General features: G+C 33.0%; 18 protein-coding genes. 11 read left to right on the top strand and 7 right to left on the bottom strand.

Annotated features, from left to right (window positions below):
* Positions 1-246: 246 nt before the first annotated feature.
* Both KFE94_00910 and KFE94_00915 read right to left on the bottom strand, forming a co-directional pair.
* Positions 247-480 carry a hypothetical protein gene (locus KFE94_00910; GenBank protein UTW66703.1) on the bottom strand — a complete coding sequence of 78 codons (234 nt, stop codon included), beginning with the start codon at positions 478-480 and terminating at the stop codon, positions 247-249.
* 191 nt (positions 481-671) lie between these two features.
* The gene (locus tag KFE94_00915; GenBank protein UTW66704.1) at positions 672-1,319 is read right to left on the bottom strand and encodes an NAAT family transporter; all 648 of its coding nucleotides are present in this window, start codon (positions 1,317-1,319) and stop codon (positions 672-674) included.
* Between the two features lie 198 nt (positions 1,320-1,517).
* Between KFE94_00915 and KFE94_00920 the strand changes: the two genes are divergently transcribed.
* The 3 genes from KFE94_00920 (at position 1,518) to KFE94_00930 (ending at position 7,685) form a co-directional block, all read left to right on the top strand.
* On the top strand, positions 1,518-4,349 hold the full coding sequence (locus tag KFE94_00920) for a histidine kinase (protein UTW66705.1): 2,832 nt from the start codon (positions 1,518-1,520) through the stop codon (positions 4,347-4,349).
* A 132-nt stretch (positions 4,350-4,481) separates the two neighbouring features.
* The gene (locus KFE94_00925) at positions 4,482-6,971 is read left to right on the top strand and encodes a histidine kinase (protein ID UTW66706.1); all 2,490 of its coding nucleotides are present in this window, start codon (positions 4,482-4,484) and stop codon (positions 6,969-6,971) included.
* Positions 6,972-6,974: 3 nt separating this feature from the next.
* A complete protein-coding gene (locus KFE94_00930; protein UTW66707.1) occupies positions 6,975-7,685 on the top strand; it encodes a response regulator in 711 nt (236 codons plus the stop codon).
* A gap of 188 nt (positions 7,686-7,873) precedes the next feature.
* Here the strand turns inward: KFE94_00930 and KFE94_00935 are convergent, their stop codons facing one another.
* Complete coding sequence (locus KFE94_00935; GenBank protein ID UTW66708.1) at positions 7,874-9,508, bottom strand: SulP family inorganic anion transporter; 1,635 nt, start codon at positions 9,506-9,508, stop codon at positions 7,874-7,876.
* 189 nt (positions 9,509-9,697) lie between these two features.
* Here KFE94_00935 and KFE94_00940 point away from each other — a divergent pair, with 189 nt between their 5' ends.
* The 5 genes from KFE94_00940 (at position 9,698) to KFE94_00960 (ending at position 13,099) form a co-directional block, all read left to right on the top strand.
* Positions 9,698-10,117 (top strand): nucleoside-diphosphate kinase, encoded by a 420-nt coding sequence (locus KFE94_00940; GenBank protein ID UTW66709.1) that lies wholly within the window; start codon positions 9,698-9,700, stop codon positions 10,115-10,117.
* A gap of 254 nt (positions 10,118-10,371) precedes the next feature.
* Positions 10,372-11,019, top strand: a complete 648-nt coding sequence (locus KFE94_00945) for a YeeE/YedE family protein (protein UTW66710.1) — start codon at positions 10,372-10,374, stop codon at positions 11,017-11,019.
* A 35-nt stretch (positions 11,020-11,054) separates the two neighbouring features.
* Positions 11,055-11,468, top strand: coding sequence for a YeeE/YedE family protein (locus KFE94_00950; protein UTW66711.1), 414 nt, complete (start codon positions 11,055-11,057; stop codon positions 11,466-11,468).
* A 122-nt stretch (positions 11,469-11,590) separates the two neighbouring features.
* A complete protein-coding gene (gene rfbC, locus KFE94_00955; GenBank protein UTW66712.1) occupies positions 11,591-12,133 on the top strand; it encodes a dTDP-4-dehydrorhamnose 3,5-epimerase in 543 nt (180 codons plus the stop codon).
* Between the two features lie 78 nt (positions 12,134-12,211).
* Positions 12,212-13,099 (top strand): lytic transglycosylase domain-containing protein, encoded by an 888-nt coding sequence (locus tag KFE94_00960; GenBank protein ID UTW68184.1) that lies wholly within the window; start codon positions 12,212-12,214, stop codon positions 13,097-13,099.
* A gap of 48 nt (positions 13,100-13,147) precedes the next feature.
* Here the strand turns inward: KFE94_00960 and KFE94_00965 are convergent, their stop codons facing one another.
* A complete protein-coding gene (locus KFE94_00965) occupies positions 13,148-13,564 on the bottom strand; it encodes a hypothetical protein (GenBank protein ID UTW66713.1) in 417 nt (138 codons plus the stop codon).
* A gap of 119 nt (positions 13,565-13,683) precedes the next feature.
* Between KFE94_00965 and KFE94_00970 the strand changes: the two genes are divergently transcribed.
* A complete protein-coding gene (locus tag KFE94_00970) occupies positions 13,684-14,043 on the top strand; it encodes a hypothetical protein (GenBank protein ID UTW66714.1) in 360 nt (119 codons plus the stop codon).
* On the opposite strand, the gene KFE94_00975 is transcribed toward KFE94_00970, so the two are convergent.
* The 3 genes from KFE94_00975 to KFE94_00985 are packed head-to-tail and all read right to left on the bottom strand — an operon-like array spanning position 14,044 to position 16,075.
* Positions 14,044-14,685 carry a hypothetical protein gene (locus tag KFE94_00975; protein UTW66715.1) on the bottom strand — a complete coding sequence of 214 codons (642 nt, stop codon included), beginning with the start codon at positions 14,683-14,685 and terminating at the stop codon, positions 14,044-14,046.
* 55 nt (positions 14,686-14,740) lie between these two features.
* The gene (locus KFE94_00980; GenBank protein ID UTW66716.1) at positions 14,741-15,400 is read right to left on the bottom strand and encodes a hypothetical protein; all 660 of its coding nucleotides are present in this window, start codon (positions 15,398-15,400) and stop codon (positions 14,741-14,743) included.
* A gap of 15 nt (positions 15,401-15,415) precedes the next feature.
* Complete coding sequence (locus tag KFE94_00985; GenBank protein ID UTW66717.1) at positions 15,416-16,075, bottom strand: hypothetical protein; 660 nt, start codon at positions 16,073-16,075, stop codon at positions 15,416-15,418.
* 196 nt (positions 16,076-16,271) lie between these two features.
* On the opposite strand from KFE94_00985, the gene KFE94_00990 reads away from it, so the two are divergent.
* Complete coding sequence (locus tag KFE94_00990; protein UTW66718.1) at positions 16,272-16,910, top strand: uridine kinase; 639 nt, start codon at positions 16,272-16,274, stop codon at positions 16,908-16,910.
* 11 nt (positions 16,911-16,921) lie between these two features.
* Positions 16,922-17,578 carry a fructose-6-phosphate aldolase gene (gene fsa, locus KFE94_00995; GenBank protein UTW66719.1) on the top strand — a complete coding sequence of 219 codons (657 nt, stop codon included), beginning with the start codon at positions 16,922-16,924 and terminating at the stop codon, positions 17,576-17,578.
* Positions 17,579-17,690: the final 112 nt, after the last annotated feature.

Genomic DNA, 17,690 nt, shown 5'->3' on the forward strand with positions numbered 1-17,690 from the left:
CTCAAACGAAGCAATACTTCTTACATTTTTGATAAAGCGGAGCGCAAAATACACCTTTTCAGGACAAACCTCAAAATGAAGAAAATATTATCTCGACTTCATAAATATAGAGGACAAACTTTCAATGAATATGAGCAAATAAAGGCAACATCAATGTTGAATATAAGTGTTGCATTACAATTTGAGGCATAAAAAATCCCCAGATTCATCGGAACCTGGGGATTAAAGATTTTTTAGATGAAGACTTTAATCTTCTTTATCGTCTTTTTTCTTCTTTTTCTTGACATCATTTACGAACTTCCCGTTGATACTTTGTCCAAGAATAACCACATCTTTAGTTCTGCTGTATTCTTCAATCGCATGTCTCATTTGCTCTTCAGTATCACGAACCAATTTTATACCTGTATTGGCTCCTCTATTTCTTACCTCGATGTAAAATCCGTCTCTAAGTTTTTTCGGTTTAGTTGGAGGTCTTCCCATAATTTACTCTTATTTCTTCTTGTTATAGTGTTTTCTTGTACCAAAACAACGTTTCACACATCACATAAATCATTAATAAACAATTGATTTAATCAAAAATGCAAACACTATTTCAGGTCGGCAATATAGAACAGCAAATTCGATTAATCAAGAATTTTAGGAAATAGTATGAATTAAACTATTAATAATTCTTATACTTTAAAGATATCTTGTAAGATTGGCGTAAGCCCACTGAAAAAGAACTCTACCGCAATTACCATCACAATAAGCCCCATAAGTTTCATAAGCACCCTATTCCCTGTTTCTCCTAAAAACTTCGAAATTCTGGTGGCACTCATAAATATGATGTAGGTAATAAACATAACAAATGCCATAACCAATATAAGTTCAATTTTTTGATCAATTGTATTGGCATCATCCATTAAAACAATAGAATTCGTAATTGCTCCGGGTCCTGCAATCATGGGGATGGCCAATGGTGTAATCGATATATCACTTACATAAGAATTGATTTCCGCCTCATCATTAAATTTCATCTTTCCCAATCGCGCATGCAACATATCCTGCCCCATAATAAAAAAGATAATCCCTCCTACGATTCTGAAACTGTTCACAGAGATTCCGAAAAAAGAAAACATCAACTGCCCTGAAAAGGCAAACATCACCAGGGTAAGAAACGCAATTACCACAGCCTTCCACGCAGTTTTCTTTCGTTGCTCTTCTGTTAATGTAGAGGTCATCCCTAAAAACACCGGCATTGATCCAATGGGGTTAATCAGTGTAAAGAAAGATGTAAACACTAAAATGGCGTAGGTATATAATCCTTCTATCTCTATCATTACTTTTTGGTGCAAATGTAATTGCAGAACGCATTAATTAATGTTCACTATTGTAAGAACATTGTAAGGTTTTATTCGTTTAAGATACTTTACGATGTCTGTAATCATAGTCTTTTAGAAAGTTTTTTGCTATTGTTGTATCTAAATTATCTAGTCATCAGGGTCCACATAAATACATATCATAATCCTAAGCTTCTGTTGAAAATCAAATGGACATTTACGATTCTTTTTTTGACTCTTATTCAAATAGGGAAATCACAGCCTATTCCTGAATCTGTAAACTACATCAATTATACTTTAACAGATGGATTACCTAGTAACGAGACCTATGATGTTTTTCAGGATTCTAAAGGCTATTTATGGATTGGTACCGATAATGGAGTCGTTAAATATGATGGTCACACATTCAAGACCTACACTACCAAAGATGGCTTAACCGATAATACAATTTTTAGAATCCAGGAAGACTACAAAGGACGTATATGGTTTATGACATATCGAAGGAATCTTTGTTTTTACGAGAAAAATGAATTTCACACTTTTAAATATAATGAAAAACTCCAAGAAGCTACGCAAAATCTTGATTTAACCTATACAATCACAGATTTCCATCTAGATTTCAACGAAAATTTAAAATTAACTTTTGTCAATTTATTAAATATGCAAATTGACTCTAACGGTAATATTACTAGCGAATCGATAAAGTCAATAAGATATTTACCCCAAATAACACCCAAAATAGAAGCGACTTTAGATAAATTAATGAATGAAATCAATAGTAATAAGTCTATAATAAACACTGAAAAATGGGGAAAGCTTCATATACTTAAAACTAGCGAATCTACATATATTAGCTATCAAAAGAATCTTTTTACTTGGGATAAAATCAACCACAGATTAATCACATTCCCATTTTATTATCAAACGGTTACAGGAATATGTTCCGATTTTGAAAACGGAATTTGGATTTCAACATTATCCAATGGCATTTTTTATGTTCCCTCTTCACATCTAAATCAATTTGAAATTAACATATTAGAAAATGAACATCTTTACGGAATAGTTCCTCAGTCTGATAACATGATTTTTTCATACGGTCAAGACTCGCACTTTTATGAATTAAGACACCCATATTCCCAACTTACTACTTATTCGAAAAATCTTGATTTTAGAGCGATACCGGATAAATACCTTGTTAAAGGGCTTAAGTTTGAGAACCCCATTTACGTCAATCAACATTTAAATACACCAAATACAATTATTAAACTATCTCCAACAATTACACTTTTAGGTTCTATTCAAGGTATAATTAAAGTTTTAGAGGGAAAACCAAAAAAAGTAGCAAATCATAAGGTAATCCAAATCAACAGTTGGACTACTAAAATAGGGTCTCAGTTTTATGATCACTATTATAATATAACATGGCAATTGTTCCCCTACAATATATCATCAAATAGAATCTTTAAGTTTTATAGAACTAACAAGAATCAAATATTACTAGCAACTACAAATGGCATCTTAGAATTCAATCCAACAAATAATAATATATTAGAAATTGAATCCTTAAAAGCACTCAAAAATTACAGAATTCAAGACATAATTGAAACAAAAAACAACACTCTGTTTTTTGCAACTAAGGCCAATGGAATTTTCACATTAAAAGATAGTATTATTAACTCAATTGATTTAGATTCAGGATTATTGAGTAATACTGTAAATCAACTCGTCTATGATTCCATAAAAAACCAAATTTGGGTAGGAACAAATAATGGTATTTCAGTATTAAATCAAAACACGAAATACGAATGGGTTCCAAGATCCATTATTACAAAACACGATGGTTTAGGATTAACCGATATTAGACAACTGATATTTTATGATGAGTATTTATTATTTGCTAATAACGAAGGAATTGGAAAAATTCACAAAAGTCATCTTGATGATACCTTACCTCCTCCAATCCTTCACATTCAATCATTGTTGAGTAATGAGCACTCTAAAAATATTGATTCAACAATTAATCTTACTCATGATTCCAACAACATCCAAATTAACTATCATGCGATTTCTTATAAATCGCAAAATGATATTATCTATAAATATCAATTAAGTCCAATCAATGATTCCTGGCAAACTACAACTAATGATAATATCATATTTAATGCACTCCCTCCTGATGATTATACGCTTAAGCTTAAAGCCATCAATATTGACGGTGTAGAAAGTGAGATTCAAACTCTACAATTCTCTGTTATCCCTGCTTTTTGGATGACCTGGTGGTTTAAGGCTATTGTGATTATTATTGCTATTATTTTTGGTTATAAACTATCTATCAGAACTATTAAGATTTATAAAACTCAAGCGCAGTTTCAAAAGACCATCAACGAAATGCAAATCATTTCTTTGCAATCAAAAATGAATCCTCATTTTATTTTTAATTCTTTAAATTCTATTCAGAACTATATCCTTAAAAATGAAAAAACAAATGCCAATCAATATCTCCTGGAATTTTCAAAACTGATTCGAACCATTCTTCAAAATTCAGATTCAACAACTATTCTGCTACAGGATGAACTTGAAACGCTTAAAATGTATGTAAATCTCGAAAAAAAGAGAATTAGAAAAGAGTTTAAATATACTGAAGAGATTGACTCCGAAATTGATTTAGAAAAATGTATTATTCCTTCCCTGTTAATCCAACCATATATTGAAAATGCAATTTGGCATGGAAAAGTTTATAGCAATCCCAATGGAGAAATAAAACTATCCATTCATAAAAAGCAAAACACTTTATTTATCGAAATTTGCGATAATGGAATTGGTATTAAAAATGCCGAAGCCAGTAAAGTCAAAAAAACACAACATAAGTCCTTAGGAACTTCTGTAACTAAAAAAAGAATAGAATTACTTTCTGAATTGAACAACGAAATGTCAGATGTAACTATTTCTGAAGCTTTTAGAAACGAAAAGGTTTTTGTAGGTACAAAAATCATATTCAACATTCCTTATGTACTGAAATATAACTCTTAAATTATTAAAACCTGTTTCACATACCAATATCTTTACATATGGATTATTTTAATAATTCTAATAACAAATTCTGGGATTTCTCAAACCATTCCAGAATCTGTTAATTACATCAACTATACACTTAAAGATGGATTGCCTAGTAATGAAACTTATGATGTGTTCCAGGATTCTAAAGGGTATATTTGGATAGGTACCGACAATGGAGTTGTAAAATATGATGGTCATACTTTTATATCATATAACACAAAACATGGTTTAAAAGATAATACGGTTTTTAGAATCCAAGAAGATTCCAATGGTCGTATTTGGTTTATGACTTATAGTAAAAAACTTTATTATCTAGAAAACAATAGAATCCTTCCCTATAAGTTTAATGATAAAATAATAAACTCTATATCAAATCTACTTTCAGGTCATACTATTACAGGGTTTAAAAAATCTGCTTCTAACTCTATCATATTAACTTTAGTTAATTTTTCTACGATAACAATTGACGATAACGGAACAGTAAATACAACTATAGAACCTAATCAATTATCTAATATTGATACTATCACATCTAATTCTATGGCTCAAATAATTAACACGGTCAATAGAATGGATAAGCAAAAAAACTCCAAACATATTTTCCTTACTAATAAACTAGGAAAAGTACATTTTTTCGCAAACAAAAACAGATTTGGAATAGGTACAAATTCTGGGTTAATTATTTTTAATGAGAAACAAATTATTGCTCATTTTTTAAAGGATTATCATATTACCGGATTTACAATAGATAATGAAAATGGAATTTGGGCATCAACATTAACAAGTGGTTTAATATATATTCCAAATAAAGACCTACATTTTTATAAAATATCAAACTCCGAAAAAAATTTAATCAATGGAGCTATTAAACAGGATAATTCCATAATATTCAACTTTGGATCAAATCAAAACTCTCAATATTATAATTATAAGTATGACGAAATTAGTAATGAATTTTCTATAACATCTGATACTATTGATTCTTATCTGACTCCAATAGACGACACAAAAAAAGGTCTTAAATTCGTTAACCCAATACATATCAAACACATTTTTATAGCAGCTTCAACTTTTATTCAAATTGACAACAACTTTATTTTTGCTGATGATATAATTGTTCAATTCAATACTTCATTTAAGTACAAAAAAAAAATAGACCCATCTCAACTTATTATCGCTACAAATTTTTATGGTGAAAAATGGTACTTTGATCGAAATAGACATATACGACCTAAAAAACCTTTTTTCTATAATATTATTAAGCAGAGTGATAAAATTAAAATAAAAAAATTCTTCCTTAGTAAGGATAAAATACTTTGGACAGGAACTCTGAATGGTATTTCTATCTTAAGTCAAAATTTGAAGAACGAATGGACTCCAAGGTCTGTTATTACAAAACATGACGGTTTAGAGCTAGCTGATATTAGACAATTAATATTTTATAATGATTATTTATTCTTTGCTAATAACGAAGGAATTGGAAAAATTCATAAAAGTCATCTCGATGATTCCTTACCCCCACCAATTCTTCATATTCAATCTTTGTTGAGCAATGAATACTCAATGAATATTGACACAACTATCAACCTTACTCATGATTCCAACAACATCCAAATTAACTATCATGCGATTTCTTATAAATCGCAAAATGATATTATCTATAAATATCAATTAAGTCCAATCAATGATTCCTGGCAAACTACAACTAATGATAATATCGTATTTAATGCGCTTCCTCCAAATGATTATACACTTAAGCTTAAAGCCATCAACATTGATGGTGTAGAAAGTGAGGTTCAAATACTGCAATTCTCGATTATCCCTGCTTTTTGGATGACCTGGTGGTTTAAGGCTGTTGTGATTATTATTGCTATTATTTTTGGTTATAAACTATCTATCAGAACTATTAAGATTTATAAAACTCAGGCACAGTTTCAAAAGACCATCAACGAAATGCAAATCATTTCTTTACAATCAAAAATGAATCCTCATTTCATTTTTAATTCTTTAAATTCCATTCAGAACTATATTCTCAAAAATGAAAAGACCAATGCCAATCAATATCTCCTGGAATTTTCAAAATTGATTCGAACCATTCTTCAAAATTCAGATTCAACAACTATTCTACTACAGGATGAACTTGAAACACTTAAAATGTATGTAAATCTCGAAAAAAAGAGAATCAGAAAAGAGTTTAAATATACTGAAGAAATGGACTCCGAAATTGATTTAGAAAAATGTATTATTCCTTCCCTGTTAATCCAACCATATATTGAAAATGCGATTTGGCATGGAAAAGTTTATAGCAATCCCAATGGAGAAATAAAACTATCCATTCATAAAAAGCAAAACACTTTATTTATCGAAATTTGCGATAATGGAATTGGTATTAAAAATGCCGAAGCCAGTAAAGTCAAAAAAACAAAGCATAAATCTTTAGGAACTTCTGTGACTAAAAAAAGAATCGAATTGCTTTCAGAACTGAATAATGAAATGTCAGATGTAACTATTTCTGAGGCTTTTCGAAACGAAAATGAAGATATTTACGTAGGTACTAAAATTACATTTAATATTCCTTACGTTTTAAAATTTTAGAATATGAAAATTACCGCTACGATTCTAGATGACGAATTTGCTGCTGCAGAAAATATTAAAATTTTACTATCTAACTATTGTCCTGAAATTACCATCCTTGGAATTGCACACTCTATCAGTGAAGGAATAAAAATGGTAAAAAAAGACAAACCTGATTTGGTTTTTCTTGATATTTCCATGCCTCCTGAAGGAACTGGATTTGATTTTTTAGATATGTTCCCTAACAGAGATTTCCATGTCATTTTCGTAACAGCCTACGAACAATACAGTCTTAAGGCATTAAAAGAGCATGCATTCGATTATATCTTAAAACCAATTGATTTCAAAGACTTAATCAAATCTATTGATCAATTTAAATCTATTCACTTTAAGAACAAAAAGGAAATTGATCATTCCCCTAAAACCATAACGCTCTCCACAGACCAGGGAGTGCATGTGGTCCGCACGGAAGAAATCTTATTTTGTAAAGCTTCAGGAAGTTATACCGAATTCCATATAGCAGAAAGAGCGCCAGTAATTATATCAAAACCGTTAAAATACGCAGAGTCTATCCTTACTTCTAGTCAATTTAAAAGAGTTCATCGCTCATATCTTATCAACTCAGAGAAAATATCAAAATTTACAAAAGAAGATGGCGGTTTTGTTTATGTTGGCAACGAGGTGATTCCAGTTTCTAAAAAATACTATGACAATCTCTATGATTTAATCTCATAGTCACTGGTTTTCCTTTACAAACCATATCTACAGATTCACTAACTCAAAATACAGGTTCACAAAATTCAGGATTTTGTGTTGCCCAGGTGATATACATTTGGGTATAGGTAAGAAATATTAACCCTAAGATACTTAACCTTATACTTGTTCGGTAGAGACTTCAGAATTTGATTCTGAAGTCTCATTATTTATACTTCTTCATCCATCATGTCTGTTACGACATGATATCTAGGATCTTCAATTGAAGTTTCAATTATGGGCTCCAACTTTGGATGCGCTTTAAGCAATAACATTTTACACTCCGGACTTAGGTGTATTAATTTCAATTCTTTACCTAAATTCAAATACTTATCTGCAATATTACTCACGGCTTCCATCCCCGAATGATCAGCAACTTTAGATTCCATAAAGTCTATTTCTATTCTCTTCGGATCACCCTTTGGATTAAACTTTGAATTAAAATTTTGAATCGAACCAAAGAATAAAGGCCCCCAAATTTCATATACCTTGGTTCCATCATTTTTTGTGCGCTTTCTTGCACGAATCATCGTTGCATTTTGCCATGCAAACACTACAGCAGAGATAATGACTCCCGCGATAACTGCAATAGCCAAATCTTTCCAAACTGTTATTGCAGAAACAGCGATCAAAACAAATGCATCTGCTAATGGGATTTTGTTTAAAATTCTAAAACTACTCCAGGCAAATGTGCCAATTACTACCATAAACATTACACCAACCAAGGCTGCGATTGGAATTTGCTCGATTAATGGGGCTCCGTATAGAATAAAAATTAATAATCCAATGGCTGCCACAACTCCTGATAATCTTCCCCTACCTCCGGAATTCACATTAATAATGGATTGACCAATCATTGCACAACCTCCCATTCCACCAAACAACCCATTTAAAATATTTGCACTTCCTTGTGCAACACATTCTCTGTTTCCCGATCCCCGCGTATCCGTCATTTCATCGATCAGGTTTAATGTCATTAAAGATTCGATTAAACCTACAGCTGCAAGTAAGAATGCCGTAGAAACTATCAGGTCCCAATGCCCCATTATGGTATCCACCAAGCCAAAAATTTGAAATTGGAAATGCGGCAAACTACCTTCCAGACCTTTACCACCACCATCTCTAATGAATGAACCTACAGTTCTTACATCTATCCCACCCAAAATAGTTATTGCTGCAACCACTATAATGGCTGTCAAAGCTGCTGGAATTTTCTTTGTAACCTTAGGCAACCCCCACATAATCAACATCGTAAGACCAACCAATCCTATCATAGTATAGAGCTGCATTCCTTCTAACCATTCTTTTTCACCATTTATGGTTTCTTTGAACATCCCCAACTGCGCAATAAATATGACAATAGCCAAACCATTTACAAACCCCATCATTACCGGGTGCGGAATCAATCTAACGAACTTTCCCAGTTTCAATACTCCAGCCAAAATTTGAATTACTCCCACCAAAAGCAAAGTGATAAACAACCACTGCAAACCGAGATTTTCAATTGGTGTATCCAGCCCTAAACCAACATCATTTCCTTTACGAATCAAATCTACCATTACAATAGCCATCGCTCCGGTGGCACCAGAAATCATTCCAGGTCGTCCCCCCAATAAAGATGTTATTAACCCCATCATAAATGCACCATAAAGCCCGACCAAAGGATCTACTCCTGCAACAAACGAAAATGCCACAGCTTCCGGCACTAATGCCAAAGCAACGGTAAGTCCGGATAATAAATCATTCTTAGGATTTTGTGTGAAATTTCGAGCAAACGAACCCGCAGCCTGTTTAAAACGATTCATAATGATTGATTTCCAATTTTAAAAAAGGCTGCAAAAGTAATTTTTTAATCCACTGATTCGATTAAATATAGAATAAGATTACATCAAGAAAAATACTTACATAAATCTAACAAAAAAGTCTTTTGAAAAGACCAATGCCATTTAAAAGAATGCACTACTTTTGCGCGCGAAAAATAAAAACATAAAAAAATGGCAGGTACTATAACTTACACTATGGTAAAACCTGAAGCAGTTGCAGCAGGTCACACAGGACATATTTTAGGAATGATCACTGACGCGGGATTTAGAATCGTTGCGTTAAAAAAAGTTCATTTATCAGCTGAGCAAGCTGGCGAATTCTACGCAGTACATAAAGAACGTCCGTTTTACGGAGAATTGGTAGAATACATGTCTGGAGGTCCAATCGTAGCAGCAATCGTTGAAAAAGAGAACGCTGTAGAAGATTACCGTAAATTAATTGGTGCAACTAATCCTGCTGAAGCAGAAGAAGGTACTATTAGAAAGCGTTTTGCAAAATCTATTGGCGAGAATGCAGTTCACGGATCTGATAGTGACGAAAATGCACAAATCGAAGCAAATTTCTTTTTCTCAAGATTTGAGAGGTTTTAATATAGTTAATGGATAACTAAAAAAACCTCAATCGTAATGATTGAGGTTTTTTTATGCCATAGTTTTTAACCTTCTACAATAAATTTCAACAACAAGTATCTCTAAATCAATTCATATTAGATTTTTCATATGTTTAGTCAGTTTTTTTGTTGTCCTTGAATCATAAATAAACAGAAGATAAGTCAATACTTTAACCCTACGAACATTTGTAACTTTACATTGTCAAAATGTTAGACTCATTTAATTCTAATACAATGGAAACATTACATAATATTCATGAAATTTTAAGTCAGCCCTGGCCATGGTGGGCAGGAGGAATAACAATAGGAATCACGCTGTTCTTCTTACTTTATTTTGGTAAAGAATTTGGGTTATCCGCTAATCTTAGGACAATGTGTGCCGCAGATGGTGCTGGTGAGTTTTCTGATTTCTTTAATTTCGATTGGCAATCTCAAGGTTGGAATCTCATGGTGGCTTTGGGTGCTATGTTTGGTGGTTATATGGCTGCAACCTACTTTTCTCCTGATCAGGAAGCTCATATATCTCAGGAAACCGTTTTATCACTAAACGAAATCTCTAAAGATGTTCCTGGAGCTCAATTGGTTTATGGTGAAGTACCTATTGTTCCTGCTCCTACTGTAGAAAAAGCCGATATTCCTGATTTTTGGAATCTATATAGCTGGAAGTCTCTGTTTACACTCAGAGGGTTTATCATCATAGTGGGTGGTGGTTTTTTAATAGGTTTTGGATCAAGATATGCAGGGGGGTGTACCTCCGGACATGCTATTTCAGGTATAGCAGACTTACAACTACCATCTCTTGTCGCGGTAATTAGCTTTTTTATAGGAGGGCTTATTATGACCTATGTATTCCTTCCTTACATTTTAAAAATCCCATTTTAATCTGAAAAAGATATATCAACTAAAAATCGATCATCATGAAATTCTTTAAGTATATAATGGTAGGGTTCCTATTTGGTTTTGGAGCCTATAAACTGGAAATGATTTCATTTTTCAGAATTTACGAAATGTTTCACTTTCAAGATTTCCACATGTACGGGATCATCATAACCGGAATCACATTTGGAATTATCATTACGCAGTTATTCAAACTAGGTTTTGTCAAAACCTCTAAAGGGGAACAGAAAATATTCAATCCTAAAGCGCATACCTGGCCAAGATATATTATTGGCGGAATCATTTTCGGAATGGGCTGGGCTCTTACCGGTGTTTGTTCAGGAATGATGTTCGTTCTCATGGGAAGTGGATATACCGTATTCGGTGTTTTTATTGCTGCTGCAATGCTGGGAACATTTGTTTATGGAATGGTAAGGAAACATATTCCACATTAATGACATCTATCCTTATCAAATTCCGATAAATTGACACAAAATTTTGTTGATATATTATGTCTAGCAATATTTGACTGAATCATACCTCTCGTTATTTTCGCGCCAATCAAAGACTAAAATTTATGAAAATCATTGCAGAGGATATTCCTGGTGTTAAACTAATTCAACCTCAAGTATTTGAAGATTCGAGAGGCTATTTTTACGAAAGCTATAATGAAGAAAAATTAAGAGAAATAGGTATCAATGAAAAATTTGTTCAAGATAATCAGTCTCTTTCTAACAAAGGGGTTTTAAGAGGTTTACATTTTCAATTACCTCCAATGGCTCAAGGAAAACTTGTTCGTGTAATCAAAGGTGCCGTTTATGATGTTGCTGTAGATATTCGTAAAAACTCTCCTACATATGGTCAATACTATGGTGTAGAGCTTAATGAAGCTAATAAACTTATGCTTTGGATTCCAGAAGGGTTTGCGCATGGTTTTTGTACCTTAGAGGATCAAACAGTTTTTAATTATAAATGTACCAACTATTACAGTCCTCAACTTGAATCTGGAATTAGTTGGAATGATTCTGACATTGGTATTCACTGGAATATTGAAAATCCAATACTTTCAGCTAAAGATCAAAATAATATCTCACTTAAAGAGTTAGATTCTCCATTTTAAAATTGAATTATTATGCACACAAAATTCTCGAAGTACATCGTAACATTTATAGGTTTACCTCTTGCTTTATACGGGGCAATGCAATTGTTCAGTTTCAGTAAAAATGAAGTTGTTGAAAAAGAAGAATACCAACATTCCTTTAACACGGACTACAAAATTTACGCGCTAAATCTGCCCAATGACCTCGTATTTGCTGAAGAGAGAGTACCACTTCAATTGGTTGATGTACAAGAGAAACTAGATCGTGAATTGCTGGTGAATACTTATTGGCAATCCAATACGCTACTTTACCTAAAACGTGCGCATAAATATTTTCCAATCATTGAACCGATTCTAAAAGAAAATGGGATTCCGTTAGATTTTAAATATTTGGCTGTAATTGAAAGTGGTTTAACCCCTATTGTATCTCCTGCCGGTGCTACTGGTTTTTGGCAAATTATGAAAACTACAGGTAAACAATATGGATTAGAAATTAACACTGAAGTGGACGAAAGATACCATATTGTAAAGTCTACTCAGGCAGCCTGTAAGTATCTAAACGAAGCTTACAAAAAATTTGGAAGCTGGACTTTAGCTGCTGCTTCGTATAATATGGGAATGGGTGGTTTAAATCGTCAAATCACCAAACAAAAAGTAGATTCTTATTACGATCTAAAACTAAATACCGAGACTGGAAGATATGTTTATAGAATCATCGCTGCAAAAGAAATCTTATCAACACCAGAAAAATACGGTTTCCAGTTTAGAGAAAATCAATTATGGAATAAGATTCAAACGGAGCCTCTAACTATTGATACGAGTATTACCGATTTGGCTTCATTCTCAAAGGAAATTGGATTAAACTATAAAATTCTTAAAGAATATAACCCGTGGTTAAGATCTAATAAACTAACGCTTAAGACTGTAAAATCTTATACCATGGATATTCCAAAAAAGGAATTTTTACCATTACTTGTTCAAGAATAGACTTATATAGTGCGAGCAAATATTATCTCGCACTATTTCTCTTTAACCCTAAATCTGCTGAATTGATACATCAGCTTTATCGAGCAAAATTTCTTTCAATTTCAAGATTATTTTATGATCCTGAATATTGGTTTCGTGAAAAGAATTAATTAGCGTTTCTGCGACTCTATAAACTGCCTGCTTAAGTTTATCATCAAATGCAGTATAATGCTCCTCTACATAATCGATAAACGAATTAAACGCCACGTCAGGATCGTATAGATTCTCATTTAAATAATCGAACTCCATTTCAACATAAAACGCTGAATCTGTTCCAAATTCATCCGTGCTATCTTCCAATGGAACCAGGTCTTCTAAAACCAGCTTATGAATTGCTTTAATTTCTGCATCAGTTATATTTCCATCTGCCTTGGCCAGAGCATATAACAACTTCCCTACCTCTGAATAAAAGTTCTTATAAATCATAATCCTCATATTTAAATTTGCACCATAAAGGTAAAAAAATTGCCTTTGTCTATTGCTGATAATCATCCATAAATGATTAATTTAAATTACGTACTTTTATAGATTCAAAACCCAATACAATGTCAAATTTATGTCCCGAATGTGGTGATCCTTTTAAAGGCCGATCCGATAAAAAGTTTTGCTCTGATTCTTGTCGAAACACTTATAACAATAGATTTAACAAAGACTCAACTAACCTGATGCGTAAAATCAATAGAACACTACGAAAAAATAGGCAAATCCTTTCTAAATTAAATCCTAACGGAAAATCCAAAACCAGTAAAAAGACATTATTATTACTTGGTTTCGATTTTAACTACCATACCAATACTTATATCACAAAAAATGGAAACACATACTTCTTCTGTTACGAACAGGGTTATTTACCGTTGGAAAATGATTTGTTTGCTTTAGTCGTTAAGCAAGAATATGTGGGATAACTAAAATGCCCATGCACGACTAAAGAAACTCGCATTGGAAATCAAAAGAGAATCCCCACTGGCATTATAGACCCATCCAGAAAAAGAGCCTTTCACTTCTAAAGCAGAAAAGCCATCATAATTCTTTGCCACATCAGTTATTGTAAATGAATGGGTGGCTTGTGTAGAAAATCCATTTGGTGCTAATGAGGAGCTCCAAAAAACGCTATCAGCATCTATATAATTTATAAAAGCAATTGATGTGTCAGGGTAACTAATTTCAATTGGGAAACTCAGTTTTAAATAAGTACTGTCATTAATACCATCAGCAGTATCGCTTACACAGTTGCGTAACCCGAAACCTATCATCTCTTTTTTTGATGTATCCGAAACATATGCAAAATAGGAAGTGAATTTCATAGTATTTCCTAAACCACAAGGCCCTTGATCCTCTCTAAACACACCATTTCCAACATTGTTTACACTACTCTTCATATCCAGAACAGTCCCCCCTACGGTTGCATTGATGAAATAATTCACATCACTGACAACAACCATACTATCTTCTGGCTGAGGAGGAGGAAATGAAGCATCGACTTTCTTGTTACAAGACATTGTAAAAATCACCGATACCGAGACTAATAATAGTATAATATGTTTCATCAATATAGTATAAAATCAGGTTATTAAGCAAAGTTATATTTTAACTTGATAATGCCTAATTCTGAACAATTCTTCCTTTAAATTGACCTTTCTTCAACTTAATAGAATCTCCAGCTGCATTGTATAGGTAACCCTCGAACTTACCATATGCTATTTTCTGTGAGAAAACGTCATAATTGTTATCCTCAATAGCAGATAGTTCAAACCTTGCAAAAGAACTTGTATTCCCTCCGAATGCAGTACTCCATAACACACTATCCGCGTCTATATAACGAACAATAGCATATCTATCATCATCAGTCATTTTAGGATAATATGGATATTCTCCGACTATTAATACCGAATCGATTTTACTAATATCCTTTAAACTATCCGTTCTTGCACATCCTTTTAAATCAATGTAAATAGACTCTTCCAATTTATTTGGAACCACAAAAGCTGTAGTATGCGCTTGAATAAATTTATTGATATCTGTTGGGCAAAATCCTTCCTCTGCGCTAATGGTCCAATTCGAGTAATTATTAATTCCATTAAAATAGCTAAACGGCACATTGTCTATTTCAACACTCACAAATAAATCTATGGCAACATTGTTTCCACTGGTATCCGATTGATTGGGGTTTACATATGGCTGCAACGCTTCATCTGATTCACACGAAACCAACCAAAACAGTCCTAACAACAGAACTACAAATACCCGAATATCCAATTTCATCACCCTAAATCCTTTCTAATATACTCCATACTGGAATTGGAATTCTCCTCCTTCAATACGTATAGATTCCGTACCATTATATAAAGTCACATCCATTTTTCCCAGAATCACACTTTCACCTAAAACATTTGCAGGTGCTGCAGTTACCGACAAAATTTGAAATGAATCATTTGCCTTAGATCCACTACCACTTAAGGTCCTCCAAACTTTTCCAGTATCATCTACCCATGATATTTCTACACCATCAATAGGAGCCAAAATATCACTACTTCCGTAAGGATAAGTTCCCACATATAACAAACTTTCTTTATCCGGCTTACTTGTAGAATCGGCAATACATTTCAAAATCTTAATTTCTAATGTATGTGTTCCACTTAAACTATACATCCCAGTTAATTGTCCATAAAATACACTCGGAGAATCACACGCTACATAACCTGAATCAAACACCAAATTGTAAAATCCATCAATACTATCCTGAAGGGTATAAAAAACACTATCAACTTTCCCCGTAAAATAATATGGCGCTACAATTGGAATCGAGTCTCCTTTTCCCCAATTAAAGTCTGGGTCTTCATTATGTGGGACATTGGTTACCAGTGTGTCCTTTTGACACCCTACAAACCCTAGGGTTAAAACAGCTACAACCAACATTAGCTTATAAATACTCTTCATTTCTAAAACATTATGAACAGCCCCAAATATAGCATAAAAATCGAATCTTAAATATTTTTTTTCGGTCTCAGATAAACCGATTATCCTACCTTTCTATTCCATCAAACCTTTACCACTGCGCATTGTTATAAACTTGTTGAGATTTGTAGACTAAAAAATAATCTTACTCATATAATTAGGACTACTTTTGTCCCCCATGAAGGTAAAACCATATCTTGTTGGAATAGCCGGTGGGAGTGCTTCCGGGAAAACATCTTTTTTAATGGACTTGAAGAATTCTCTTCCTCCTAAAACTGTTTCCATTATCACTCAGGACAATTATTATCTTCCTATTCATGAACAAAAAAAGGATGAGAACGGAGAAGTCAATTTTGACTTACCAACGTCTATTGATCGTGAAAAATTTCATGCTGATTTAGAACATGTCATGAACTGGGAGCCTATTACCATTAAGGAATATACATTCAATAATGCTGAAAAGATTCCTGGGCTTATCACCATTGAACCTCGTCCAATCATCATTATGGAAGGTTTATTTATTTTCCATTTTGAAGAAATCAGAAAAGCTCTGGATTTAAGAGTTTTTATTGATGTTAGGGAACATAAGATGCTTGAACGAAGGTTGAAACGAGATTATGTTGAACGAGGATATAACGAAGAATCTGTACGTTATCAATGGGAAAACCATGTTGTACCTTCGTATAAAAAATATTTAAAACCATATCGTGATGACTCGCATGTTATTGTGACTAACAACAGTCACTATACCAAAGGGCTTGATGTGATCACGAATCATCTTAGATCTAAACTTATTTCACATTTTTATCAGCAATAAATTCAATTACTATGAAATTTTTCATCGATACCGCTAATCTGGATCAAATTAAAGAAGCTCAAGATTTAGGTGTTTTAGACGGAGTAACAACAAATCCTTCATTAATGGCAAAAGAAGGTATTACCGGAGCTCAAAACATTTTAGATCACTATGTTAAAATCTGTAACATCGTAGACGGACCTGTGAGTGCTGAAGTGATCTCAACAGATTATGAAGGTATGATTAAAGAAGGAGAAGAATTGGCCGCTTTACATCCAAATATTGTAGTAAAAATTCCTATGATCAAAGACGGAATTAAGGCTCTAAAATACTTTTCTGATAAAGGAATTAAAACCAACTGCACTTTGATTTTCTCAGCTGGACAAGCTCTTTTAGCAGCTAAAGCGGGAGCGACTTATGTTTCTCCGTTCATCGGTCGTTTAGATGATGTGAGCTATGATGGTATGGATTTGATTGCTCAAATCAGAATGATTTTTGACAACTATATGTTCGAAACAGAAATTCTTTCAGCTTCTGTAAGAAACACCATGCATGTGATTAAATGTGCTGAGATTGGTAGTGATGTTATGACGGGACCTTTAAGTTCTATTCTAGGATTGCTAAAACACCCTTTAACAGATATTGGTCTTGCGCAATTCTTAGCAGATTATAAAAAAGGAAATTCTTAAAAGATTTCTAATCTTAAAAAAAGAGGCCTTCGATAGGCCTCTTTTTTTTGACTATGTTTTGCAACTTTCATTACATAACATTTAAAACCTTACACACTAAATTTGTCAACTG

Source organism: bacterium SCSIO 12643 (genome assembly GCA_024398135.1).
In the GTDB taxonomy this organism is placed as follows: Bacteria; Bacteroidota; Bacteroidia; order Flavobacteriales_G; family Salibacteraceae; genus CAJXZP01.